Below are 24988 nucleotides of genomic sequence, written 5' to 3'. Positions count from 1 at the left end.
CCAATAACCCTTCTCTTAAATTATCATATTTTATGGGGTTAAGATATGACAAAAAAAGAAAAAGCTGCCTATAAGGACAGCTTTCTTTCGACAATTTCACTATTAGAACAAATATGTTCCAAGTGGAAGTGAGAAACCTAAATATAGTACAAGAAGAACTGCGACAATGAATTGAATCCACAGTACAGACGCTTTTTCGCTCTTTTTTGTACGGATTAAAATCATTTCCAGCATTGCGATTACCCACAAGCCTACTGCTGCTTTCAACACATACATCAGGCCGATATTGATGCTGAAAAGAAGCCAGAAGCCAGTCAATAGAATCAGCACGTAAAACAGCCTAAGGATCATCTGGACAATTTTTGCGCCTTTTTCCTTACCGCTTTTATGTAGACCAAGTGCTACAAAGAATAAAACCAAAGCCAAAAACCAGGCTGTCATATGGGCATGTATCATGTACCCGTCCTCCTAATAGTAAATTCTAAAATATCATATCATAACGTCGCTAAAAAAACTAAAATAAACTGGCCAGGCTATGATTAACTCTCCACCTTGTTCCTTAATGTCCCAATTCCTTCAACAGTAATTTCAATTGTATCCCCAGCCTTCAGGAACCTTGGAGCTTGAAGCCTTTGCCTACGCCTGCTGGTGTTCCGGTAGCAATGATATCTCCTGGCTCGAGTATCATTCCCTGTGAGAGCACTGCAATGACCTCTTCTACCGGGAAAATGAAGTTTTCCGTATTGGAATCCTGTCTCACTTCTCCATTTACTGTGGTCTTGATATCCAGGTTGTTCGGATTTGAGATGGCTGATTTATGGACAATCCATGGTCCCATCGGGCAAGTAGTATCAAGGCTTTTCCCAATGAAAAACTGTTTGTGTTTTGCCTGGAGATCGCGGGCAGTCACATCGTTAATGATTGTATAGCCAAACACATAATCCAAAGCCTCCTCCCTGTTGATCGCTTTACCCTTTTTCCCGATCACTACTGCAAGCTCGCCTTCATAATCCAATTGCTCAGTCAATTCTTTATGCTCATGAATGTTCTGATCATGAGCAATGACAGTAGTAGGTGCTTTCGTGAACACCATTACATGCTCAGGAATATCGTCCTTGCTGCCCATCTCTATTGCATGCTCGGCGTAATTTTTGCCCACACAGAAAATATTCTTGGACGGACGCGGAATCGGTGCTAGCAATTCTACTGATTCAAGCGGGATGAATAGCTCGCTGTCCAGATTGTTCTCGCTTACCCATTGCAATGTTTTTATTGCTTCCTGATAAAATACATCTCCCATTGAAATAGCCTCTAGCATATCAGCTGGTATCGCTGTTTCTCCACCCATTTTTTCATAGGCTTCCCGAAGCGGCAGGACTTGGGTCCCTTCTGTACTGACAATTCCAATAAACTGGCCAGATTCATTTTTATATGTAGCGAATTTCATGTTAAGGCCCTCCTTTTGATAACCTTCTCCATCAGGCTTCCCCTTTTTTAAAACGCTGTTTCTTCATGTATGTGCCACTGCGCCAAAGCCATTCGACCGGACCGTAGTAAAATCTTTTGACCCACCAGCTGCTAAATGCCAACTGAATTACATAAATTCCAAGCGCAAGAATTGTTCCTGAAAAACGGAAAATTTCCCATAGTATCCTAGTCCATAACTGTAAAAAATCAATGTCGAAACGACGGACTGGAATAGGTAATTGCTGATTGAGAGCCTGCCGGCAGCTTCCAGCGGGTAGAGCAGCCTGTCAAATTTTTTAAGCTCAGAAATCAGCGCAATCATCAGTGCATACGCCATCGCAACCATCGCACCGCCAAAAACATCCTGCGCATAATCCGTCATCAATGTTTTTCCATACAGGTATGGAATTGCTTTTATCAGAAGGCCAAGAGTTGCGAGGACAGCGGCAGCGATTGCAATCTTCCTTTTCTTGTCCTGTACATTCTCAAACAATCTGAGCTTTGCCGCTCCTGCTCCAACCATGAACAGAGGAAGGATAGTGATCAAATATAAAAACAATCCAAACAGGTTATTATTTTTATTCCATTCAATTATTCTATGATATGTCACTTCAGCAAAGCTGCCATTTTGATAGATGGTTATCGTCTGTTCTGCAGCTTGTGCGTCATACATTGAAAATCCCTCTCCGCCGTCAATGACTGATGCTGCACCAAGCATCAACAACAAGAGAATATTTGGAACTATGTATAAACCCAATCCGGCAATGAGCAGCCTCTTTGCACTCCAGCCAATAACCAGAAGGAAAACAAAACCGCATACTGCATAGGTTATAAGAATATCACCTGGCCAGATTAAAAATGCATGGATGATCCCTATCAACAACAGGATCGAAAGTCTCCTTAATGCAAGAGGATTGAAGCTCATCCCTTTTTCAAGAGTTCGTTCTCTTAAAATAACCAGCCCATACCCGAACAACATTGCAAACAGCGGGTAAAAGCTTGCCTGGATAAATATATCAATGAACTGGTATGTAAATAAATTTGTGTTTCCACCCCACCATGTTTCTGGATCGATATAAAAATAGGGCGAATGGAATGAAATCATATTTACAAGAAATATCCCCATTAATGAAAAGCCTCGCATCCGGTCAATTGAAACAACCCTATTTCCGGATACCCGTCCGTTAATCTCCATCTTCCCCCTCATTCCACTTATAAGTTAACATCTAATCTATGTATATCACACAATTTACCAATGTGCCAAAGGATACTATAAGCAGAATAAAAAGAAAAGGGGGACGCAACAAGGCAATCCCCCTCAGGCTATTAATTTACAAATCTGCCGGTCTTGCCATTTGCTTCCCAGTATTCATTTCGCAAATGGACCTTTTGAATTTTGCCGGAAGCTGTTTTCGGCAGTTCTTTTACGAAAGTCACTCCTGTAATTGCCTTGAAATGGGCAAGTTTTTCTCTCGAAAAAGCGATGAGCTCTCGTTCTGTGACTTGCTCTTTTTCACGAAGCACAATATATGCATGCGGAGTCTCGCCCCATTTTTCGTGAGGGACGGCAATGACCGCTGCTTCCAGGACTGCAGGGTGATCATACAATACTCCCTCGACTTCGATGGAAGAAATATTTTCGCCGCCGCTAATGATGACGTCTTTCTTGCGGTCAACAATATCAATGTTGCCGTATTTATCGACTGTCGCCATATCACCGGTATGGAGCCAGCCATTACGGATTGTTTCCATCGTCGCCTCTTCATTTTTCCAGTAGCTTCATGACTCCATTGCTTCGGGTAATGACTTCCCCTATTTCCTTGCCATCATGGGCCACTTCATCGCCATGATCATTCACGACCTTTACCTGGCTGCCAATCATTGAAATTCCTGCTTTTGCTTTCATTCGGTATTGTTCATTCAAAGGAAGCTGCTTCAAATGCGACCTGATTGTTGAAATCGTGCTTAATGGTGATGATTCTGTCATTCCGTACACCTGGATGAACTCCCAGCCAAGTTCTTTTTCCACTCTTGTTACGAATGCTGGTGGCGGTGCAGAACCGGCGATGACCACCCGTACCTGCTGTTCGATACTCGGGACATTTTTCTCATAAAACTGAAGCAGCGCATTCAACACAGTTGGAGCCATATGCATGACACTGACTTTATGTTTTTCCAACGCGTTAAAAATAGTCTCAGGGGTCGTTTTCGCAAGCATACCTGGGATGCCCCGTTCGCAGTGTAATAAAATGGCGATCCCCATCCGTTAACATGGAACATCGGCAGGACATGCAGGAGGACATCCTCATCGCTTACGCGTAAATGGTGCATCGTGCTGAGTGCGTGCAGGTAATTATTCCGGTGCGTGAGCATGACTCCTTTTGGATTCCCGGTCGTCCCACTCGTATAAAGCAGACTGCAGACATCATTTTCATCAAGCTCTTCACGTTTGAACGTTTCAGCAGAAAGCTGTGAAAGCCATTCGTCATAACTGATTTCATCCAGGCTATCTTCCTTGTAGTGGACAATAATGTGCTGAACGCTTTCTAGTTGATCCTTGATTGGCTGGATTAAATGATATAAATCCTGGTCCACGAACAAAACCTTTGATTCACTGTGGTTAAGGATGAACAAATAATCATCCGGCTTCAGGCGAATATTCAACGGGACCATGACTCCGCCAACCTGGAATACACCATAGAAGCCTTCGAGCATTTCGACCGAATTCGGGGCAAGATAGGCAATCCGGTCACCCTTGCACACTCCAAGCTTTCTTAATCCATCCGAAAGCCTGTTTACCCTTTCATTCAACTCAGAATATGTAAGCGCCCTGTCTTCTGAAAAAATGGCTTTCTTGTCTCCGTAAAGCGACACTGCACGGTCTAGAAACTGGCTCAACAGCAATGGAACGTTCATAATCTGCCTCCTGTAGAATAATTTTATAATTCTAAATATATAAATATATTAACATATTACCACTTCTGTTATATATATTTTTCACCTGTTATATAACATGTTTTTTTGCTATGATTAGTTGCTTTTCAGCTTAGGATTTTTTCTGAATAAGACAAATAACGAACACCCTTTTTTAAAAGGAAAAAATCTGCGAAAAGAACCACTTAAACACAATAGGCATTTTAATCACATTCTTTGCCTGGGCACATAGGATATTAAAGAAATCTAATTAAAGGGTGTTGCAAATGCCAGCAATTGTTGGAGTCGCACAGGTCATTTCCCTTGGGAACAGCGCTGTCTTCCACATAGGCGATGTTTACAGAATAAGCCCCGTTTCCAATGCAAAAACTTTTTCCGGTGCTGGTTCATTCAATACCGGAGATGGATTGACCGTGTACAATAACCAAAGTTCAACAAATACCTATGATCCAGATGCCGTCGATCAAGGCAATTATCTGAATGTATAATGCGGGTGAGTACAATGAATTTTTATATACAACAATCGATCAATATCAACCTTCTGAAGATTGATGGAATCACAAATTCTTCTGTGCTGCAAATTGGCAGTGCAGGAATGATAAAGCCAGTTTCTTACCTTTATAATACCGGGGGATTCACAGCACCTGCTCCAGAGGCTGTCCACCCTACGGAAATTTCAACTGGCATGGAGGGTGTACCTGGAGGCACATTGGAAGCTCCAGCCGTACCACTGCAGGCTCCTGTCCGTAAAAATTAAACTAGTGTCAAAATGCTGGGTCGAGGCGAGGTGATTCGTTTGAACACGGAATTCTATCAATATGTAAAGAAGCTGCATTTATATGTGGAGCACCAGAGCAGAAAGACTGCCAGATTGGAGAAGATGGTTTTGGAGCTGCAGCAGGAAATTGCTGCACTTAAGGAACGGCCTCCGGTTCAAATCGGAAATATCGAGTATAAATTCGACCAGTTAAAAGTGGAAACGCTCGAAGGGACCTTAAATATCGGCTTGAACCCATCAGATTTGGATGGTATCGAAGATTTTAGCGTTGATCAAAAATCTGTGAATGTCCCGATTCCGCCAAAGCAGTTATTTAAAAGGACAATCGAGCTTGAAACAGCACTGAACCAATACCTGGAATCTGATTTGGAGAATATTTACCGAGGTGCACAAACCGATTTGGGAATCAGTGTAGATGATTCATATTTTGAGTTCATAAAAAATGATATTAAAAAACAGTTGTCTGGCAGAGTGGCTCAACATTTACAGGAACAATCATCAAGTGAAAGAGGCACCGAACTAAGCCCTCAGATGAATGAAAAGGTGATTGATTTGCTTAAACAGGAAATCCAGAATGGTGTATTCCTGTTCTTGAAAAACCTGCCGGATAATGTAAAGGAAGGACGTTCATAATGAATTTCCGAGTCTATAACCGAGATATTTGTGTAGGCGACATCAGGGTCATCGGTGTGTCGAGCTCCTCACTTTTGATGGTTGGGGACGCTGAAACAATCCAGCTCGCAGCTACCTTTGACACACCTGCCGAATCGTTGATTGTCGGTCCATTTGTGCCATTGTCGCCGGATATATCGTGATCGCTATGCTGCAAAGAATAACATGTGTTGACCATATCAAAATTGACTCAGTATCCTTCTCTTCGATTTTTCAGATCGGTGATTCGGAGCAAATACAGGCGATTTCCAGGGCATTGGCCGTACAAAGAGAGGCAGAGATTTTTTTTGATAATGAAGGTAATTTCAATGCATATCCGGTTTTTTCGGAGGCAATCCCATTTCAGCCAGCAAGTGAAGACAATGTCGTCTTCGCAACCCATAATATTAACCCTGTATTGAAGGTACGGAACATTGATATCCTGGGAGCCTCTTCCTCGTCTGTTGTGCACCTTGGTAACAGCTGCAATATAGTCATGGAAGCCAGGGTAAAGCATATACGCCAGCTTTTGCCCCGTAATAACAAGTCGGATGAAGAAGGCATATAGATTTATTATGGAGCTTCTAGCCTTGATCACTGAGCATCAATCGGTTTTCTACAGCAACATTAGCTACAAAAAAGACTAAACAAAAGCAGAAAAGGATGTTTTCAATGCCAGCAATAATAGGTCCTGTGCAAATATTGAATGTAGGCGGCGGGACGGTGCAGTTTGGCGACACGCTGTTCATCTCGCCAAAAAGCAATTCAAAAACAGTCGCTGGGCAGGGTGGATTCAATACAGGCGGATTCATTGTAACGAACAATGGATTAAGTGCCAGCAATGTCCTAGATGCCAACCTGATTGACCAGCCGACAGTAGGAAATAACTAGCGCTTATTTCTTTTCCGCGCATTAGATTTTGAAATTATCGGCAGCCTTGTAGAAGGCTGCTTTTTTATCCATTTCAGAAACTTTTGCAATTCAGGATGGGAGCGTAGCTGATCGACCGTGTTTAAACTGGTGGCGAGCTCCTCATTCGTGAATAAAGCATGAATCTGTTTATGACAAGGGATACATAGATTTGCCGTTGACATGAAGGTGCCTCCCATTTCCTTAGGAGTCAGGTGGTGGATTGTCACCTCAACCTCTTCCCGGCCGCATAATTCGCATGTCCCGGATTGCTTTTTCTTTGCCACTTGGTGATCCCTCCCTACCATTCGTGATTTGGTCATTGCTCTTATCATTGATCAGCAGTTACCTTACTCATATAGCCTTTAAATCAAAGTGCGAACCCAGAAACAGGTGAGGTGCGATATTACTCACGGGACTCTGCTTATTGGACTCAATTTATATTAGTTAGAATCCCTCTCCTTTATCGGATATCAATAAGTGCTTATCTATCGGACACTTTTCCTCTCCTTCGCCTTCCGTTTGTCCGATACAGCCCTTCTATCGGACACTTTTCCAAGACAAACCAAAAAACCGGCAGGATTATTATTCTCATCCTGCCGGTTTTTAACATTACTTTATAGCTGATTCAGTTCAAGCAGATGGCCGCCGTCGAAGAAATACAAGAACTTCTCTTCTACCGGCTGCTTCCACACTTGTTCGATTGCTTTGGCATACAGGCTGATTTGGATTCGATAGCGTTCTTCCAGAATCGGCTTTGCCTGTTCGAAACCGCCTTTGTAACGGTCATGGATGCCATCCGTTTTAAAATCAAGGAGAACTGTTCCTTTTTCATCCTGGAAAATACAGTCGACTACACCCTGGATAAAAATCGGCTCGTTCTCTCCCTGCCAATCCGGATATACTTCTTTTGATGGCAATGACAGATAAAAGGTACCTCCCGGCTGACTTTTTCCGCAGTCAACAGCCGTTTGCCAATGTCCGTTTCAAAAAAGGCAAGTATCCATTTCTTATCTACAGCATCACGTTGCTCATGGAAAAGCAACTCCTTCTCCACCATCTTCCCCAGCTGCATCTCCAGTGAAGCTTCCGTTACTGGCTGGTTAAGATCGATATGCTGCATGACCATATGCATCGCCGTTCCCCGTTCTGCAGGTGTAAGCATTTTCTCCTGCATGAATCTTGGCCTGTTGAGGATTGGTTTTGCAAACCTCCTGACAATCTGTGTACCGCTCTCTTCATCCCTGGTTTCGTGATTGCGCTTCAGCTCGGTAACGGACTGTTTTGAACGGTGGTTTGCCGCTTCCTTGAAGTGATAATTCCATGAAAGCTGTCTGTTCACTGTTTCTGCCAGTTGAGATTCTTTGTTTACAGGTTTTCCTGCTTCAACAAAGTCCATCAAGCTTTCATGCTCTTCGGTTTTTCCATCTGCATATGAAGCGATTTCCTCTGCTTTAATGCTTTCGATTTTCCAGCGTGAAGGATGGCAAGTGATATCGTCGCCCAGTGCAGTATGAAGGGGTTCCGCACTTTTCCTGATACTGTCACAATCTCGATGGCGAATCACCGCGGGGCCAATCCAGTCGATATAGCCCGAAGCTGACGCCCGTAAATATTCATCCAGCAGCCAGTCAGGATGCTTGCTTCGTCCTGCCATTTGCTGATCGTTTTTTCTGCATCCTTGACCGATCCGATTAAGTAAAGCTTTTCCTTGGCACGCGTCAAGGCAACGTATAGTACTCTCATTTCCTCTGCCAGCATTTCCATCTTATGCTTGCGCTTGAAGGCTAACTGCGGCAAGGATGGATAGGAAATTCGCTTCTCGGGATTGATATATTTTGCCGCGAAACCAAACTCCTTGTCGAGCATGTAGAATTTCTTCAGGTCCATCGTATTGAAATTGCGGGCCAGGCCGGCAACGAATACTACCGGGAACTCAAGGCCCTTGCTGCTGTGGATCGTCATGATCCTGACCACATCTTCCTGTTCTCCAAGAGCCCTGGCGGCACCAAGGTCGTCGCCTCGCTCCCTCATCCGCTCAATGAATCGCAAAAAGCGGAACAGGCCGCGGAAACTCGTGGCTTCATATTGTCTCGCGCGATCATATAGTGCCCGCAGGTTTGCCTGGCGCTGCTTACCTCCTGGCATCCCGCCTGCAAAATCGAAGAAACGGGTTTCTCTATATAATTGCCAGATCAAATCAGAAACGGAACCCTGTCTTGCTGAAGTCCTCCAGCTCTTTAAACTTTTGAAAAAGCGACTTGTCTTCTCATGCAATCCTTCATTTTCCGGCAACGGCTTTTGAAGGCAGAATGCTGTCAATGCTTCATAGAAGGAACCCCATTTCTGGCTGACCCTGATGATGGCAAGCTCTTGTTCATCCAGCCCGACAATCGGGGATCTCAAGACGGCAGCCAGAGGGATGTCCTGATAAGGATTGTCGATCACCTTCAACAAGGAAATCATGATCGCTACCTCTGTTGCCTGGAAATAACCGGTGGACAGGTTCGCGTAAATCGGAATGCCCTGCTGCTTGAACTCCTCCATAATTTGCGGCGCCCATGTCATCGAGCGGAGGAGTATGACGATATCACGGTAGTTAACGGGTTTTGAAGTCTTTATTTTCGGATTGTAAACACCCCGGCGCTCTTCTACCATATCCTTAATATGCTTCGCCATCAGCCTTGCTTCGAGCTGGGATTGTTCAAGGTCATCTGCGTCGAATTCACCTGCTGCCGTTTCACTATCCTCTTCAGGATCACTTTCTGATGATGTACCTTCACTTTTATCAATCAAGAGCAGCTCCACAGGGAACTCATCATCTTCAGGATAAGCGCTCCTTTTTTCAGCTCGGCATTTTCATCGTAATGGATCTCGCCAACCTTGATCCCCATGATTTGCTTGAATAAATAATTGGTCCCGTCAAGAACCTCTCTGCGGCTTCGGAAGTTCTTGGCCAGGTCTATTTTTAATCCTGTCCCTTCCCCATTGGATGTGAACCTGTTGTATTTACCAAGGAACAGATTAGGCTCAGCAAGACGGAACTTGTAAATCGACTGCTTCACATCGCCAACCATGAACAGGTTTCCTGACGCTTCTCCTTCAGCGGTCACAAGCTGGAGAATCGCTTCCTGTACCATGTTCGTATCCTGGTATTCGTCCACAAGCACTTCTTTGAATTTTTCACGATAGGCGAGTGCTGCTTCTGAAGGTTTCGAATCACCCGCCGGCATTGCTTCCTCAGTACCCGAATTTGCTGTGAGAATTTCCAAGGTATAATGCTCAAGATCCGAGAAGTCAACGAGCCCACGGTCCTGCTTCACTTTTCCAAACCTGCTCGAGAATTCTTTTACAAGGTTGATCAGCACAGCGATCAAAGGCTTCATTTCCTGCATATCCTTCAGGAAACTTTCAGGTTTTCGTGAAAACAGTTCCCCTCTCAAATCCTGGACGATTTTCTTTGTCCGGTCTCTGAGTTTGGCCGCCTTATCCACAAGATCTTTGTTGAATTCATCACCGCGGCATGTTTTCGCCCTGCCAAAATTGGCGAGCTGGATCGCATCATAAAGCTCTGCCCAAGATCGGTCTTTTGCAGCAAGCAAAGTATCAATCACATGCAGGTCTTCAGTGAAATTAACTGCCCTAGGCGCAGGACCTCCGGGCATTTTGGCAATCTCCATCCCTTTTTCAAGAAGTTGTTTTGCCCCCTGGAGCTGGAGCTCAATATCCGCAATGAGCACTTTCATGAAGGGCAGGTTCTCAATTTCCGTGCTGCCTGCTGCCTCATACATTGAAACGATTGAATCAAGATATGCATCAGGAGAAGGATTGGATCTGGCGAAATCAAAAAGATCAACAATGATATCCTTCAAGCCTTCATCGCTGCGGTCATTCGTGAACGTATCCACCAGGTTGAAAAAGTGCTGGTTATCTGCCTTTCCGTATTCTTCTTCGAAAAGGTCCTCAATCACTTCGTCCCTAAGCAGCTGTCCTTCGGTTTCATCAGCAATCCTGAAACCAGGGTCTACATCGATCAGGTAATAATACTTTCTGATTACTTCAAGGCAAAAAGAATGGAGTGTTGAAATAGACGCTCTGTTCAACAGGCTAAGCTGCTTTTTCAAATGGGTTGAAGCTGGGTTGCTGTCGATCGCTTTTTCGAGCGCTTCCCCAATCCTGTGGCGCATTTCTGCCGCGGATGCATTGGTGAATGTCACTACGAGCAATTCATCTACATCAATCGGATTGCTTTCTGAAGTGATTTTCTTGATGATCCGCTCAACAAGCACCGCAGTTTTTCCGGATCCTGCAGCCGCTGCGACAAGGATATCCTGCCCCGATGCCATGATCGCCTTCCACTGGTCTTCCGTCCAGGTTGCCCCTTCTGGTACTGGCGCTATATTTGTTTTAGCCAAGATCCTCTTCCTCCTCTCTCATTGATGCCAGAATATCCTGTTTCTTGATTTCTTCTAATCTATCATTTACGCCTGGCAAGCCATCTTTAGCTTCAATCCCCTGGTCTTGGCGGAGCGACGCTAGCAAATCTTCTTTTTTAATGACCGGAAGCTTCCTGAAATCATTCGATTCCACTCCCTGGTCAAACTGGCAGACCGGCTTGAAGGAACAGAATGTACATGGTGTCCTGTCCTTTAGCTTATACGGCGCCACATCGACGATTCCTCTGACAATCCTGTTACCGGTCTCCACATACTTATGGCGAACGAATTGCCGCAAATGATCAAAGTCTTCCTTGCTGGCCACTTTCGAGCTTTTAAGCAGACTTCCATCCTTTTTAAAACCTGCGGAGATAATCTGCGAACTGCCTGTATCCAGTCCATTGTCCATCATCCTGATGACATTCTCATCGCTAAGCAGCAATCCATTCATTTTAAAGCGTTTGAGAATTTCCTCTTCTATTTCATCAAGAGTCAGCATTTTCGATGCGTTGACAATAGGGTTATGGACATGGAAATACAGTACTCCTGCCGGGTCAGCAGGCTTGCCGACCAACAGTGGCGAATGAGTGATGATCATGTCCAGGTAGGTGAGCATCTGAAGGGCCACACCATAATAAACCTCCGTCAAATTGACATCCTTCACGCTGGATTTATAATCGACGACCCGAAGGTACATTCCCTTGTCGTCTTCTGCTTTATCGACGCGGTCAATCCGGCCCATCAGTTCCATCCTGGTGCCATTTTTAAGCGAAAAAGCAAGCGGCGGCAGTTTTCCCTGGCGGCCGAAGCCGAGTTCCAGGCCTACAGGTGAAAATCCGCTGACCTTGGCATGCTCACTTAAAACTAGTGAAGCTCGACTGATGATATTCTGCAGCTTCTGCCTGATATAATGATGCCTGTTCGAGCTCATCAGGATCTCTTTCTGCAGTTTAGGAGCCAGCTTTTGGACCGCATCCCTTGCCAGTTCTTCAGCCTGGGCTCTTGTAAGCTGGGCCCAGCTGAGATTTTGCTGCATCACTGTTTCGGCAATTTCCTTCAACGCAGCATGGAACAGATCACCGATATCCGGAGCCTCAAGACGGAAAATCTGGCGGTCACGCAGCTTCAAGCCATACTGGACATAATGCGAGAATGGACAGCTATTGAACAATTCCATCCTTGAGACGCTCGCCTGGATTTCATCACCGTATAGCTCCTTCGTGACTTCTTCAGACAACTGCTTCGTCCTGTTTTCGTAGAATAGGCTAGAAAGGACCTTGCGTGCAGTATCAGCCCATTGATGATTCTTTAAATAATAATCGTACACATCCCACCAAAAATCATAGACTGGATAATTGCGCTTCTTCAATTGAAGCTGGGATGTCAGAAAGGACAGAGCAACATTTTCACCAGCTGCGTACTCTATTTGCTCCTCTTCCGGCAATTCCGATGGATCCGGCAGGAAGAAATGCGCTTGATGTTCAGGGAAAAGATCAGATATCCTCTTAATGAATGAAGATGGCATCAATGCTTTCCCTTCTTCATTGGCGATAGGGTAACTGATATACAGCTGTTCTGACGGCGTTACAAATGCCTTATAAGCAATGAAGTTTTCGTCCAGCAGCTTCGTGCGGCTGCTTGGGGCAAGCTTTATGCCTTTTGACTGCAAAAGCTCCCTGTCATCATCCGCAAAAATTCCCTCCTCCGACATCTTCGCCGGCAGAACACCTTCATTGACGCCGATGACAAATGCGACCTTAACATCGGCAAGCCTTGTCTTTTCAAGGTCGGCAACCAATATCTGGTCAATTGCCGGAGGGATCAGCGAGAATCTTAATGATTCAAAACCAGCATCAAGAATTGAAACGAACTGTTTTGGCGCAACCTTCGTGTCACCAAGCATCTCGACGAACTGGTCAAGAAGGTTGATCACTGCATTCCAAGCTTGTTCATGCTCCCTCGCCTCTACAAGCCTTCCTTCCTGTTCAGCACCCATTCTCCATGCTTCAAGCTTGGCTGGAATATCCAGTTCTTCCATGAATAGATAGACTGCTTCAGAAAGCTTTCTTCCCGTGTCAGCGCGCTTCAGGCGGCGTGCCATCCGCAGCAGCGGAGAAGTAATCAACAGGCGCAGGTCATTCAGTTCCTGTTCTGTCTGTTTTTCCGCGTCCGTCTGGGCCACACCTTCATACTCCAGGCCGCGGATCCTCCGGTATTTCCAACGTTCTTTTTTCGTCCATTTATCTCCCTGGATGCCGTATGCAAGTACATAGTTTTCCAGAACATCCATCTGTTCGCGCATCTTGTTCAGATTAACGCCATCCGGGAACAATAAGTCAGTTTTCACAGCCCGGAAAATCGGTTCATATCGCCAGTTCATTAAAACCGTTTCAAGGCTGGAACGGACCAGCTCAATCAATGGATGATGAAGCATATTCCGCTTCTGATCGATAAAGTATGGAAGTCCATAATCATCAAAGATCGTTTCAAGCACTTCGCGGTATTCGCTGCCTCTCATCAAAACTGCAATATCACGGTAACGGTAACCATTATCCCTTGCAAGGCCGAGAATCTTGCGCGCCACTCCTTCAAGTTCCGCCCTTCTGTTGGCAGCCTGGGCGATATGGATCGCAGCCTCCCCGTTATATTTAACAGCAGGCCTGGAATCAAATTCTTTTTCAAGGTGCTTAAGGGATTCATCCTGCCAGCGTCTCTGCTCTGTCAACACTACATCTTCTTCCTGCTCATAACCTTTTGTCCTAATCATGTCATAAAGCGTTGAGCAGGTTTCTCCAGTTATCCTGAATAAATGCAGTTCGTCAGGCTGCTCCTCTTTAAAACCCTTGTCGACAGGCAGCGCGATGGTCACTCTTTTACAAGTGCCGATCAACTGGTCAATTATCATCAATTCAAGTGGCGTAAAACTGTAAAAACCATCGATGTACACTTCTGCATTTTTCAAATATCCAGAGGCAGGAATCTTCTCGGCAAGCAGTTTGAAGTAATCCTCTGAATCAATATATTTGCCGAATAGTTCATCTTCAAATTGACGATAGACTAACTCTAGGTCATGGATTTTATCCTTCAGCGCTTTATTGCCTGCGGAATTTTGCTCCATTTTCCCAGCGAGCTCATCCGGGTTTATCGCATAGCGTTTGAACTCGATCAGCATCTGCTCCATCTGCTGGACAAAGCCATTTTTATCCGCTGCCTTTTGGAAGATTTTCAAGTCATCTTTTTTATCTTCAATGATTTTGCGAATCATCATGCTGATCCCGACGCTATCCAAATGCTGGCGAGTATATCCGCCTGTTTCCTGCAGGATTCTCCAGGCAAGGCGCGGAAAGCTGAATACCTGCGCCTGATCATCCCCCCGAGTTCAGGGTCAGTGGACAATCTGTATTCGGAAAGGAATGACATTTGTTCAGGGACAAGATAAACAACCGGATCCCCCTGCGGGTCCGAGATGAGCCTGTCCTTGATTTCCTTTATGATCATCTCGGTCTTGCCGCTTCCTGAGCGCCCGAGCACTAAACGTACAGACATCTGACTTCCCCTTTCTATCTCAAAAAATCTATCTCTCTATCACTTTTAAAATTGAAAAAGGCGCTTCATATTCATGCGCCTTCTTGATACCAAACGATTGTTCTATATATCATTCATTATACCTTTTTTTCAGGCCATTTTGGAAGCAGGAAGCCCGTTAATTTTTCCCAAACAAACTGCAAAATCAGCGGTAGCTGCATATGTTAGTGGTGGCAGGTGATATACATGAAATCCATGTCCTTTTTTCACAAGGCTTCCATCCTTCTGACAATTTGCGCCATCATGGTGGCAAGCAATATTTATACGCTGATTCCCATTTATTCCGTTCTTTCGAATGACCTTTTAATCGCCGAATCCCACGTTGTCCTCGCCGGTGGGCTGTTCACTTTTTTCTATGCCTGCGGACTGCTGTCATTCGGCCCGGTATCCGATTTCACAGGACGGAGGAAAATCCTTGTGTTCGGACTTTTGGCCTCTGCATTGACAACACTGGCCGTCGGCTTTTCTGCCGGATCTCTCAGTTTGTGGATCGCCCGTTCGCTGCAGGGAATCACTCTGGCTACCTTCGCTTCAGTTGCTTTCGCCTACTCCTATGATGTATTCAATTTTCGGCAGAGGACTATCCTTGTTGTGCTGATCAATACTGGATTTTTGATTGCCGGAATCTTTGGGCAGGTTGCCAGTGACTTTCTGGCAGATGTGTTTTCTTGGAACAGCATCTTCTTTTTCTTTTCTGCTGCCTATTTTATTCTATTTGCTGCTGCTTTTATCCTGCTGAAAGAATCACCACCACAGACGGTAGAAAGCAAGCCTTTAAGGAAAATCTTTTTTCAATTGCTAAAAGATCCCCGCTTAATGAAATGCTATAGTATTACATTCTCACTGTTATTTGCGATAATCGCTTTCTATGATGCAATCGGCCGTTATTTTGACGGACCTGAAACAGACCTGCTGATGATCAGGCTTGTTGGATTGATTGGCGCTTCTCTTTCCCTTTTCACGGGTCAACTGATGGATAGATTGGGTGAGCTGCGGACATTGATGTTCGGATTGGCCATCGGGTCAACAAGCGCGTTCCTGCTGCTTTTCTTCCAGACCACCGGAGCTTTGATTTTCTTCTCCATCTTTTTTGTTTCAAGTATTTCACTCGTCATCCCGACCGTCATTACCCTGATCGGTTTCTATGGCAGCAGCCAGCGCGCCAAAGCATTGTCGCTGTATTCATTTATCCTGCTGACAGGGGCAAGTCTCGCTCCGCCAGTTGCTGCACTGCTGCCATTCAGCGGAGTCATGATTCTCTTGTCATCACTCTTCTCTGTTAATATTGTACTTTGCGTATTGATGCAAAAAAAGGCACTCCAGTCAGCAAACGCTGGCTGAAATGCCTTTTTCTATTTTAACTGACGGGCTTATCAGAAGCAGCCAGTGCGACTTCTTTTAGTTGTTTTTTATCGATTTTGCCTACATGCGTTTTCGGCATCTGGCCGATTGTCTTAATCACTTTCGGGATTTTATAACCGCCGAGTTTCTGCCTGCAATGCATTTTGGCTTCCTGCTCCCCCAAAACAGCTCCCTCTTCAAGAACAATGAACGCAGTCACGACTTCTCCCCATTTTTCATCCGGCATCCCGACCACAGCCGCCTCACGTATCGAAGGGTGTGCACAGAGCCAGTGCTCAATTTCAAGTGGATACACATTTTCACCACCAGTGATGATCATCTCTTTTTTCCTGCCGACAATATAGTAATAGCCCTCTCTATCTTTTTTCGCTAGATCGCCTGTGTATAGCCAGCCATCCTTCAAGGTGTCTTCGGTAGCGTTCTTATTTTTCCAGTAATAAGAAAAGGCATGATTTCCCTGGATGGCGAGTTCACCGACCTCATCCGCCCCTGTCTCGTTGCCGTCTTCATTCAGGATCCTGATATTATGGAACAACATCGGTTTGCCGACTGAACCTCTTTTTACATTTGCCTCTGAAGGGTCTATGTAAAATTATTCGGACCTGCTTCAGTCAGGCCATAGCCCTCCTTGAAAGCAATCCCCTTCCGTTTATAAGCTTCATAAATATCAAGCGGACACGGCGCCCCCCCTGATAAAAATAACTTTACATCCTTTAAATCTGCCTTTTGGAAAAGCTCTGATTTTACAAGCATATGGTGCATTGTAGGAACGAACAGAACGATTGTGCACTTATGCTTCATTAAACTATCAATCGCGTTTTCGGGGGTAAAATCGTTTGCCAGCACGACCTTTCCTCCTGCCATCAAAATAGGAATTGATAGAGCGTTCAAACCGCCAGTATGGAATAAAGGTAAATACGTAACCGTCGTGTCCTCATTCGTCAAATTCCAGCTAGCGATCGTGGAAACGCTATTCCAGATGATTGCCCGATGTGACAAAACCGCTCCTTTTGGCTTTCCTGTCGTTCCGCCAGTATAAATCATCGCCAGAGGGTCTTCCTCAGCCAAATCTATTTCATGCAGTTCCCGCTGATCCGCAAATTGCTCAATAAGCCTCGAGAATCGGCTACCATTTATTTGAATACAGCGGTCTTCCTCACCCCAGATCATCGTCACTTCTTTTGTAAAACTAGAATGGAATGCAAGGATCGAGGGTTCACAATCTTCTATAATAGAGGCTAATTCATCGACAGATAGCCTCCAGTTCAATGGCACGAAAATTGCACCAATCTTTCCACAGGCAAACAGCATATCAAAATAACAGATTCCATTTGGCGCGAGCAAGGCTATTCTGTCTCCCTTTTTAACCCCATTTGAATCCATCCACGCCGCGATTGCTTTAGCCCGATCATTGACTTCCCTGTATGACCAGTTCTGACCTGTCCCTGCATCGACAATCGCAGCAGCCTCCGGGGTCAAACTTGCTCTTGCTTCAAGCCAATCGAGCTCCCACCTCACCGCAATCTCTCCCTCTCTCGTCATGATGGATTTATTTTAAGAAAAGGGAGTTACAGGATAGTTACACAACAAAGAATTAACACCACAGCATATTATGCTGTGGCGTTCAGTTTAGCTATGCAACTCTTCTTCTGTTAGAATTCCCATGCTTCTTACATGATTCTTCGCTTCGGCATCGCCAAGCCTGTAAATCATTGCATATATTCCCTTCATCGATACATCATATTCAGCATGTTCACGGTCTGGGTCCTTGAAAGGATGCAGATGGGAATTTCCGTATGTTGCCCAGTCTGCTTTATAGTTTGCCTCCAGGTATTCGCGCAGATCCTTGATCTCTTCACCTGTCGCAATCAACGTGAATAAATGGCCCTCCGGCTCAGCCGGCGTGTCCAGCACCTCGCCGCTTTCTATATTAAAGTAGTACTTCTGCTTTGTTTCTTCCATGTACAGCACCTCATCCTTTTTTAATACCATTTACCACTTTTGGAGGGGATTTAACCCTAAAGTGATGATCAGGGAATTAGAAAGTGAGATAAACATTTAATTAGCTGTTTTTTAGGGTGAGTTGGCCTTTTAGGGTTTATTTTCGAGAGATTGGAGGATTTATTTACGGTTGAGATCATTTTATTTACGGTAAGCTCGGATTTATTTACGGTTGAGACTATATTTTAGCGGAGTTTAATACCAGTTGGAACAGTTTTAATACCAGTTGGGAGGGCTTTTCGCGGTTTGAAGATTTATTTAAACGGTTGGGACGATTTTTTCAACGGTTAGCGGAGTTTTATAAACGGTTGGGTCGTATTTATAGACGGTTGGGTCGTATTTATAGACGGTTGGGATGGTTTTATTCCCGGTTGGAGCAGTTTTATTCCCGGTTGAAAGAAATTTATTCCCGGTTGAATAATTTACTCTCCAATAGAATAGAAATCATTCCTTTCCCCACACCTATCCAAAATAAAAAAGCGCAGCAAGTGCGCTTTTCAATCTTACATCATAATCCCGCCATCGACATGGAGAGTCGTGCCGTTTATATATTTCGATTCATCCGAGGCAAGGAATAGATAAGCATCTGCAATATCCTCTGGCAAACCGAGCCTGCCAAGCGGGACAAGCATCTTCATTTGTTCGATCACTTTGGCCGGCACTGCAGCGGTCATACCCGTTTCAATAAAACCAGGAGCAACTGCATTTACATTGATGCCTTTGCGGCCCAGTTCTTTTGCCCATGTTTTCGTCATCCCGACGACACCTGCTTTGGTCGCTGCATAGTTTGTCTGTCCCACATTTCCATATATCCCGGAAACGGATGATGTATTGATGATTCTCCCTGAACCCTGCTGTACCATTGCTGGCACAACGGCCTGTGCACAATGGAACACGCCGGTCAGATTGACATCAACGACCTTTTGAAAATCCTCTGCCGAAAGCTTATGAAGCATCCCATCCCTGGTGATCCCTGCATTATTTATTAAAATATCAATTTTGCCAAAGTGGACTAGAACATTTTGAACCAACGAGTCAACACTGGTCCTGTCGGCAACATTCACCTGAAAAAAAGCGACGTCATAGCCCTCAGCTGACAGTTCAGCTGAACGCTTCGTTCCTGTTTCCTCATCGAAGTCCGCCATTGCCACTTTGGCACCTTCACGGGCAAAAGTCTTAGCTGCAGCAAGCCCAATTCCGTTCGCTGCCCCAGTAATAATTGCTACCTTATCTTTTAATCTCATAAAAACACCTTCCTACTCTGCTAAAAATCCTTCGATATGCTGCAACAGCTGATCCAGGTCATCGACTAATGCGAATGGCCACAATTTTTCAGTTCCACAAACCTTGCCCGTCCCTCAAAATCTTCAACAATTTCCTCTGCCATCCTGCTTGTAACTACGAGATCCCGGTCACCCCGGAGCACAAGCACAGGAATCTGGATATCCTTCACCTGGTCCGTTCCATCCTTCAAGCCATTATTTAACGGACTAATGTTAAAAATATTAAGAGAATGGTAGACTTCAGCCAAATTACGCTGTGTCAGCATATCATCAACATACTCATCATAATGCCGTTCTTCCGGCTGACGATCGGTATAAATCAACATATTCCACATTGCTTTTAAAAATCCTCTATTCTGCTGGTCATAGGCCGTCTGGACGGCAATCGTTTTACCAGCATCCGCTTTAACATCTTCATAAGTAACCAGTCGGTTGTTAAGATCCGGCAGACCTTCCTCACTCGTGCCAAAGAAAGGATATCCTCTCGTTGATGCAGAGGCGAGCAATACAAGTTTTTCACAATAACCTGGGTAATCAGCGGCAAACTGCATACCTACTGCTCCTCCCGTCGACCAGCCAACAAGAGCAAAATCCTTCAATCCAATTACATCGACAAACATCTTTACATCATCAGAAAAATCCTTGATGGACATGATTGGCTTGTGATAGCTGGACTCCCCGAATCCCCGCAGGTCCACAGCGAATATTTTATATTCGGGATCTATTTGATCAATCAACAAGTCCCAGTGTTTGGAAGATGTCATGTTTCCGTGGATCAACAGAACATTTTTGGTTCCGCCATCCCGTTCTCTATAAGCAATTGTTTCACCATTTGGCAAGTCAACCTTCTTCAATTCCACTGCCGTTTTTTCCATTACTGCACACCCTTTCCCCAAACAATAGTTGTTGCACCCCATGCATAACCAATCCCGGCACTGACAAGAACGACAACATCCCCATCCTTCAATTCCCCTGCCTTTTCTGCCAGTTCCAGCGATAGGATCTGGTCGATCTGTCCAATATGCCCATAGTCTTCGAGGTAGATAGATTTTTCTTCCGCAAGCCCTAGCTCCCTCAATACAAAATCATGTGCCGACCGCTTCATGTGCAGCATCCCGACGTAGGATATGTCTTTTTCTAAAAAACCGCTTTTCTCAACGGACCGCCGGATGACCTTTAGGAAATTGGCCATCGACTTTTGCTCGAGCCTCTCCTTCATCCCCTGTGGGTCGAGCACATCAAGCTGATAAAGACCTCGCGCCAGATTCTCTGCTGAAATCGGATTTTTTGTCCCGCCGGCAACCACCACGACATCTTCCGAAAAAGACCCATCCGTAATCATTTCTGTTTCGAACAGCACATTCTCCTGATGGCCCTTTTTCAATAAAATTGCACCGCCGCCGGCCCCGAGATTGTACATGAACCTTGTCCTCGGATTCTGGTAATCTATGAAATCACCATTGCGATAGCCTCCAGCGAGGAGGACGTTATTGATTTCCGGATCAGAGAGCATCATCTTTGCGAGTTTCAGAGCCATCACAGTCGTTCCACACCTTAGGGCAGTATCGAAGGCCCAGGCATTCCTTGCACCGATTTCCTCCTGCAGCTTGATTCCGGCTGTCCATAATGGATACTCCTTGTATTCCTCGCCAATATAGATGACAAGATCGATGTCCAACGGATCCATGTTTGCTTTTTCCAATGCAACCCTCGCAGCCTTGATTCCCATCTCACATGTATGGTCACCCGGACCGGGCACTGGTTTTTTCTTGATTCCCATTTTTTCTCCCACAACTCGTTCGGGAATTCCTGCCAACTGGGCAATTTCTGCTCCTGTGATGTAATTTTCAGGAAGGAAAATTCCCGTACTGACAATGCCAATCTGCATCTTCTCCCCTCCTTTTTAAAAAAGCGCAAGCGCTGAAGTTGAACAGTAAAAACTAACTCTATGATTCTCCAACAATCTCTTTAATAAATTCCATTGCCGACTCTACGGATTCAAACACTGCTTCCTTTTCTTCCTGCACATATGTTACCTTGACTCTCCAGTATTTTCTGCCGCTGCCCATTTCGATGTCTGCGAGCTGGAAACGAAGTACGAATGAAGTAACTTGCTTTGTTTCCATCACAAATCTCCCTGGCTTACAGTCTCTGATTCAACCGGAACCGAAGCTTTCTTTTTCTTTCTGAATTTCAGCTTCTGCAAGGAACCGACAATCCCCTGAGGGAAGAACATGACAGCGAGAATATAAATGATTCCGAAAAAGATGATCCATCTTTCGAAAATCCAGTGAACCTTTGCCAGTTCTGTCAGCCAGTGATGGGAAAACTCGATGATTCCCGCGCCTATAATTGCCCCAACAAGCGTACCGACTCCGCCAATGATCGTCATCAGCAATGCATCCAGTGTGATATCCATTGTAAAAACACTCGTGTTAACGAACCTCAGGGAAACAGCGTATAAAATACCTGCAATACCAGCGATGACGCCCGATACGACACTGGCAATGATTTTATATTGTAAAACGCTATATCCGAGCGATTCTGTCCGCTGCTCATTTTCCCTGATTGCCTGAAGAACCCTTCCGAGTGGGGAATTGGTGAATCTTTTTAATAAAATGAAGACAATGACCATGGCACCAAGGCAGATCAGGTAAAAGTCTGTCCTGTCCTTGAGGAAATCCGGCACCCTGAAAGTGAAGCCATCATTTCCATAAGTAACTGTGCGCCATTTTTCAGCGAGTACTAAAAACAATCCAGCGAATGCCATCGTCAGCATTGCGTAAAAATGACTTTTCAGCCGCAGTGTCAAAAGCCCGACGAAATAACTGACCACAGCAGTCAGTAAAATCGTGACCAGAACAGCCAGCAAAAAGTAGCTTGTTTCTGGTTCGAATCTCTTCATAAAGACACCAACTGTGTAAGCCCCGATGCCGAAGAACATCGCATGGCCGAACGAGACGATACCCGTATACCCTAGCAGGATGTCATAGCTCATTGCCAATACGGCAAAAATGAACACCTGGGAGAGAAGGATGAGCAAGCTTCTTGAATCGTAGACAAATGGAAGCACTGCCAGGAACCCGGCGACAAGCAAATATAAGATGTTCATGCGATTTGAAAATATTCTTGTCATCATCTCCTCACCCCTTTGCCCCGAATAAGCCCTGTGGCTGAAGATCAGCACGACTGCCATAAGCAGCATGTTTGCTGCCAGCGCAAGGTCTGGAACATAATAGGCCATGAATGAACCTGACAATCCAACCAGAATTGCAGCCATCACCGAGCCTGTAAAGCTGCCCATTCCGCCGATGACCACTACGATGAACGCGAGGATCGCGAATTCCATCCCCATATCCGCATAAATCACCCCGGAATATGGTCCTAGCAGCATCCCGCCAAGAGCGGCCATTCCGGCACCAATCATGAACACGAACATGAATACTCTCTGAATGTTTACTCCGAGTGATTGGACCATTTCCTTGTTCATGACACCCGCGCGGACAACCAGGCCAATTTTCGTCTTTTTAAGCAAGTATTGTACGGCCAGGAATACCGCGAACCCGACAGCTATGATGAAAACCCGGTATTTTATAATGATGATCCCGCCAAACTCCCAGCTGCCTGAAAGGTAATCAGGGGTTACCGCTGAAATCTGGTTAGGTCCCCAGACCACTTTTAACATCTCCGATAAAACAAGCATCAAGCCAAGCGTGATTAATATTTGCTGTACATGGTTGCCGTACACAGGTTTAATGATCCAGCGCTCGGTTACAATTCCGAGGATCATCCCAGTAAGGATGGCACCGATGATCCCAATAAAAAAGCTTCCGGTCGAGGTATAAATCCATATGCCGCTGTACGCGCCCCAGGCAAACAATCCACCATGGGCAAAGTTTAGTACATCCATCAACCCGAAAATCAAAGTAAGTCCGGCTGCCAGAAGGAAGATCAGCATTCCCGTGGCAAGACCGTTAAGGCTTAAGTTAATCAAAACATCCACTTTTGCTTCCCCCTTTCCTACGCAATGCCGAGGTATTTCCGTCTCATTTCTTCGTCCTCGCGGAGGAGGTTCATCGAGCCATTCGAAACCGTCCTGCCATCATCGATGATGTAAAAGCTGTCGCCAATCGTGCTGGCCATCATGAAGTTTTGTTCAACAAGAATAATTGTCGTTTTATCCTTCATTTGCTGGATGGATTCCATTACCTTCTCGACAACGATCGGAGCGAGGCCTTTGCTCGGTTCATCGATCAAGAGAAGTTCATTGTCATTGACATATGCTCTTGCGATAGAAAGCATCTGCTTTTGGCCGCCGCTCAAAAGCCCGCCTGGTTTTTTCCAGAACTTTTTCAAATCAGGAAAAAAGGTCAAGAATCCAATTCAGTCGCTGTTGGGTCTCATCGTTCTCCTTTTTGACTGCCACCTTGATATTTTCTTCTACGGTTAGGCCGGCAAAATCCCCTGGTCTTCTGGAACATATCCAATCCCGTTATTGGCAATCGTATAGGTCGGCAGACTCTTGATTTCTTTTCCTTTAAATTGAACCGAACCTTTAGCAGCCGGGTTCAGGCCCATTATTGTCCTGAGTGTCGTTGTTTTCCCGGCACCGTTTCGGCCCAGCAGTACGGTAACCTCCCCCTTCGGCACTTCAAATGAGATGCCTTGAAGGATGTGATACTGTCCAATGAATGTTTCAACCTGTTCAAGCTTCAGCAGCGTGCTCATTATGCAAACCTCCCAAATAGGCAGACTGGACCGTTTCATTTTTCATGATTTCCTTTGGCGTACCGTCAGCAAGCAAGGCGCCATTGAACAGGACCATGATGGTATCAGAAAGATCCATGATCATATCCATTTTGTGTTCAATCAAGATGATCGTCCGGTCGCCGCGTTGTTTAATTTTCCTGATTACCTCCAGGATTGCCGGAACCTCTTCAAGAGACATGCCTGCTGTCGGTTCATCAAGCAGCAGCACCTCTGTGTTCAAAGCAAGAAGCATTGCGATCTCCAGCTTCCTTTTTTCACCGTGGGCAAGGTTTGTTGCAAGTGCATCCTTCTTGTCATTCAGCAAAACAAGCTTCAGCCACTCTTCTGCCTGCTCCTCAAATTCTTTAAAAGAACGGAAATGCCTCAGCATCTGATAGCGGACTCCTTCATGTGACTGCACCGCTAGACGGACATTTTCCATCACCGTCAGATTGGGGAATACATTGGTGATCTGGAAGGACCGTCCAATTCCTGCCCTTGTCCTTTTGGTCGGTGAGAGCTTCGTGATGTCACTGCCTTTATACATGACCTGTCCTTTCGTCGGCGCGAGCTGCCCGCTCAACAGGTTAAAGAAAGTCGTTTTCCCAGCACCATTCGGACCGATGATTGATTTGAAATGATTATGCGGAACTGAGATGCTGACAGAGTCTACCGCGGTATGGCCGCCAAATGTAATGCTAAGCTCTTTCGTCTCGATAATTGCCGTCATATACTTCACCACCTTATTCGAATAACACCTAAGTAACGATTCAGCAAAAGCATAATGAACTCCGGCTGAATTACCGAAGTTCATTATGTTATTTGGAAATCCA

The 24988-nt window shown here is 45.2% G+C and carries 18 protein-coding genes and 7 pseudogenes; 7 read left to right on the top strand and 18 right to left on the bottom strand.

Going from position 1 to position 24988, the window contains the following annotated elements:
* Positions 1 to 102: 102 nt before the first annotated feature.
* The 4 genes and pseudogenes from JCM21738_RS10380 to JCM21738_RS10365 form a co-directional block, all read right to left on the bottom strand.
* Positions 103 to 456 (bottom strand): YisL family protein, encoded by a 354-nt coding sequence (locus JCM21738_RS10380; protein WP_023615340.1) that lies wholly within the window; start codon positions 454 to 456, stop codon positions 103 to 105.
* An 83-nt stretch (positions 457 to 539) separates the two neighbouring features.
* A pseudogene (locus JCM21738_RS10375) lies at positions 540 to 1447 on the bottom strand (fumarylacetoacetate hydrolase family protein).
* A 31-nt stretch (positions 1448 to 1478) separates the two neighbouring features.
* Positions 1479 to 1990, bottom strand: a pseudogene (locus tag JCM21738_RS25725) (DUF418 domain-containing protein).
* Between the two features lie 803 nt (positions 1991 to 2793).
* A pseudogene (locus JCM21738_RS10365) lies at positions 2794 to 4383 on the bottom strand (long-chain-fatty-acid--CoA ligase).
* Positions 4384 to 4667: 284 nt separating this feature from the next.
* Between JCM21738_RS10365 and JCM21738_RS10360 the strand changes: the two are divergent.
* From JCM21738_RS10360 to JCM21738_RS10335, 6 genes are all read left to right on the top strand, one after another.
* Complete coding sequence (locus JCM21738_RS10360) at positions 4668 to 4889, top strand: spore germination protein (RefSeq protein WP_023615344.1); 222 nt, start codon at positions 4668 to 4670, stop codon at positions 4887 to 4889.
* A 14-nt stretch (positions 4890 to 4903) separates the two neighbouring features.
* The gene (locus JCM21738_RS10355) at positions 4904 to 5158 is read left to right on the top strand and encodes a spore germination protein GerPB (RefSeq protein WP_023615345.1); all 255 of its coding nucleotides are present in this window, start codon (positions 4904 to 4906) and stop codon (positions 5156 to 5158) included.
* Positions 5159 to 5197: 39 nt separating this feature from the next.
* Positions 5198 to 5812 carry a spore germination protein GerPC gene (gene gerPC / locus JCM21738_RS10350; protein WP_023615346.1) on the top strand — a complete coding sequence of 205 codons (615 nt, stop codon included), beginning with the start codon at positions 5198 to 5200 and terminating at the stop codon, positions 5810 to 5812.
* Complete coding sequence (locus tag JCM21738_RS10345; RefSeq protein ID WP_023615347.1) at positions 5812 to 5994, top strand: spore germination protein GerPD; 183 nt, start codon at positions 5812 to 5814, stop codon at positions 5992 to 5994. Before gerPC ends, JCM21738_RS10345 begins: the two co-directional genes overlap by 1 nt.
* 5 nt (positions 5995 to 5999) lie before the next feature.
* Entirely contained in the window at positions 6000 to 6398 is a 399-nt protein-coding gene (locus JCM21738_RS10340; RefSeq protein WP_031307963.1) for a spore germination protein GerPE, read from the top strand.
* A 104-nt stretch (positions 6399 to 6502) separates the two neighbouring features.
* Entirely contained in the window at positions 6503 to 6721 is a 219-nt protein-coding gene (locus tag JCM21738_RS10335; RefSeq protein ID WP_023615349.1) for a spore germination protein, read from the top strand.
* On the opposite strand, the gene hlpB is transcribed toward JCM21738_RS10335, so the two are convergent.
* From hlpB to addB, 3 genes and pseudogenes are all read right to left on the bottom strand, one after another.
* The gene (hlpB, locus tag JCM21738_RS10330) at positions 6718 to 7047 is read right to left on the bottom strand and encodes an HNH nuclease-like protein HlpB (protein ID WP_031307964.1); all 330 of its coding nucleotides are present in this window, start codon (positions 7045 to 7047) and stop codon (positions 6718 to 6720) included. The two genes, JCM21738_RS10335 and hlpB, sit on opposite strands and share 4 nt — an antisense overlap.
* Before the next feature lie 309 nt (positions 7048 to 7356).
* Positions 7357 to 11154, bottom strand: a pseudogene (gene addA, locus JCM21738_RS10325) (helicase-exonuclease AddAB subunit AddA).
* Between the two features lie 103 nt (positions 11155 to 11257).
* A pseudogene (gene addB / locus JCM21738_RS10320) lies at positions 11258 to 14721 on the bottom strand (helicase-exonuclease AddAB subunit AddB); the annotation flags it as partial.
* Positions 14722 to 14946: 225 nt separating this feature from the next.
* Here addB and JCM21738_RS10315 point away from each other — a divergent pair.
* Positions 14947 to 16101: an MFS transporter gene (locus JCM21738_RS10315; RefSeq protein WP_023615353.1), complete on the top strand. Its 1155-nt coding sequence runs from the start codon at positions 14947 to 14949 to the stop codon at positions 16099 to 16101.
* Positions 16102 to 16117: 16 nt separating this feature from the next.
* Here JCM21738_RS10315 and JCM21738_RS27325 read toward each other — a convergent pair whose 3' ends face one another.
* From JCM21738_RS27325 to JCM21738_RS10265, 11 genes and pseudogenes are all read right to left on the bottom strand, one after another.
* Entirely contained in the window at positions 16118 to 16660 is a 543-nt protein-coding gene (locus JCM21738_RS27325; protein WP_369385711.1) for a class I adenylate-forming enzyme family protein, read from the bottom strand.
* A 44-nt stretch (positions 16661 to 16704) separates the two neighbouring features.
* Positions 16705 to 17640, bottom strand: coding sequence for an AMP-binding protein (locus JCM21738_RS27320; RefSeq protein ID WP_369385710.1), 936 nt, complete (start codon positions 17638 to 17640; stop codon positions 16705 to 16707).
* Between the two features lie 111 nt (positions 17641 to 17751).
* On the bottom strand, positions 17752 to 18084 hold the full coding sequence (locus tag JCM21738_RS10305; protein ID WP_031307968.1) for a hypothetical protein: 333 nt from the start codon (positions 18082 to 18084) through the stop codon (positions 17752 to 17754).
* A gap of 542 nt (positions 18085 to 18626) precedes the next feature.
* Positions 18627 to 19367 (bottom strand): 3-oxoacyl-ACP reductase FabG, encoded by a 741-nt coding sequence (gene fabG, locus JCM21738_RS10300; RefSeq protein WP_023615356.1) that lies wholly within the window; start codon positions 19365 to 19367, stop codon positions 18627 to 18629.
* Positions 19368 to 19432: 65 nt separating this feature from the next.
* Positions 19433 to 20281, bottom strand: coding sequence for an intracellular short-chain-length polyhydroxyalkanoate depolymerase (gene phaZ / locus JCM21738_RS10295; RefSeq protein ID WP_369385709.1), 849 nt, complete (start codon positions 20279 to 20281; stop codon positions 19433 to 19435).
* Positions 20281 to 21294, bottom strand: a complete 1014-nt coding sequence (locus JCM21738_RS10290; protein WP_035209333.1) for a 3-oxoacyl-ACP synthase — start codon at positions 21292 to 21294, stop codon at positions 20281 to 20283. Before JCM21738_RS10290 ends, phaZ begins: the two co-directional genes overlap by 1 nt.
* 58 nt (positions 21295 to 21352) lie before the next feature.
* Positions 21353 to 21532, bottom strand: coding sequence for a hypothetical protein (locus JCM21738_RS10285; protein ID WP_023615359.1), 180 nt, complete (start codon positions 21530 to 21532; stop codon positions 21353 to 21355).
* On the bottom strand, positions 21532 to 22542 hold the full coding sequence (locus tag JCM21738_RS10280; protein WP_035209336.1) for a branched-chain amino acid ABC transporter permease: 1011 nt from the start codon (positions 22540 to 22542) through the stop codon (positions 21532 to 21534). Before JCM21738_RS10280 ends, JCM21738_RS10285 begins: the two co-directional genes overlap by 1 nt.
* A gap of 7 nt (positions 22543 to 22549) precedes the next feature.
* A pseudogene (locus tag JCM21738_RS10275) lies at positions 22550 to 23409 on the bottom strand (branched-chain amino acid ABC transporter permease).
* Between the two features lie 17 nt (positions 23410 to 23426).
* Positions 23427 to 24134: pseudogene (locus tag JCM21738_RS10270) on the bottom strand (ABC transporter ATP-binding protein).
* On the bottom strand, positions 24112 to 24885 hold the full coding sequence (locus JCM21738_RS10265; protein ID WP_023615363.1) for an ABC transporter ATP-binding protein: 774 nt from the start codon (positions 24883 to 24885) through the stop codon (positions 24112 to 24114). Before JCM21738_RS10265 ends, JCM21738_RS10270 begins: the two are co-directional and overlap by 23 nt.
* Positions 24886 to 24988 lie beyond the last annotated feature (103 nt).

The sequence above is a fragment of the Mesobacillus boroniphilus JCM 21738 genome (assembly GCF_000517385.1).
Lineage (GTDB): Bacteria > Bacillota > Bacilli > Bacillales > Cytobacillaceae > Mesobacillus > Mesobacillus boroniphilus.
The sequence above is the reverse complement of the archived record's forward strand: the minus strand, read 5'-3'. Positions and strand labels throughout refer to the sequence as shown.

What these genes read in the sequence shown, in the direction of transcription:
- JCM21738_RS10380 (WP_023615340.1), bottom strand. Translation starts at nt 456, where the DNA reads ATGATACATGCCCATATGACAGCCTGGTTTTTGGCTTTGGTTTTATTC.
- JCM21738_RS10360 (WP_023615344.1), top strand. Translation starts at nt 4,668, where the DNA reads ATGCCAGCAATTGTTGGAGTCGCACAGGTCATTTCCCTTGGGAACAGC.
- JCM21738_RS10355 (WP_023615345.1), top strand. Translation starts at nt 4,904, where the DNA reads ATGAATTTTTATATACAACAATCGATCAATATCAACCTTCTGAAGATT.
- JCM21738_RS10345 (WP_023615347.1), top strand. Translation starts at nt 5,812, where the DNA reads ATGAATTTCCGAGTCTATAACCGAGATATTTGTGTAGGCGACATCAGG.
- JCM21738_RS10340 (WP_031307963.1), top strand. Translation starts at nt 6,000, where the DNA reads ATGCTGCAAAGAATAACATGTGTTGACCATATCAAAATTGACTCAGTA.
- JCM21738_RS10335 (WP_023615349.1), top strand. Translation starts at nt 6,503, where the DNA reads ATGCCAGCAATAATAGGTCCTGTGCAAATATTGAATGTAGGCGGCGGG.
- hlpB (WP_031307964.1), bottom strand. Translation starts at nt 7,047, where the DNA reads ATGGTAGGGAGGGATCACCAAGTGGCAAAGAAAAAGCAATCCGGGACA.
- JCM21738_RS10315 (WP_023615353.1), top strand. Translation starts at nt 14,947, where the DNA reads ATGAAATCCATGTCCTTTTTTCACAAGGCTTCCATCCTTCTGACAATT.
- JCM21738_RS27325 (WP_369385711.1), bottom strand. Translation starts at nt 16,660, where the DNA reads ATGTTGTTCCATAATATCAGGATCCTGAATGAAGACGGCAACGAGACA.
- JCM21738_RS10305 (WP_031307968.1), bottom strand. Translation starts at nt 18,084, where the DNA reads ATGGAAGAAACAAAGCAGAAGTACTACTTTAATATAGAAAGCGGCGAG.
- fabG (WP_023615356.1), bottom strand. Translation starts at nt 19,367, where the DNA reads ATGAGATTAAAAGATAAGGTAGCAATTATTACTGGGGCAGCGAACGGA.
- phaZ (WP_369385709.1), bottom strand. Translation starts at nt 20,281, where the DNA reads ATGGAAAAAACGGCAGTGGAATTGAAGAAGGTTGACTTGCCAAATGGT.
- JCM21738_RS10290 (WP_035209333.1), bottom strand. Translation starts at nt 21,294, where the DNA reads ATGCAGATTGGCATTGTCAGTACGGGAATTTTCCTTCCTGAAAATTAC.
- JCM21738_RS10285 (WP_023615359.1), bottom strand. Translation starts at nt 21,532, where the DNA reads ATGGAAACAAAGCAAGTTACTTCATTCGTACTTCGTTTCCAGCTCGCA.
- JCM21738_RS10280 (WP_035209336.1), bottom strand. Translation starts at nt 22,542, where the DNA reads ATGACAAGAATATTTTCAAATCGCATGAACATCTTATATTTGCTTGTC.
- JCM21738_RS10265 (WP_023615363.1), bottom strand. Translation starts at nt 24,885, where the DNA reads ATGACGGCAATTATCGAGACGAAAGAGCTTAGCATTACATTTGGCGGC.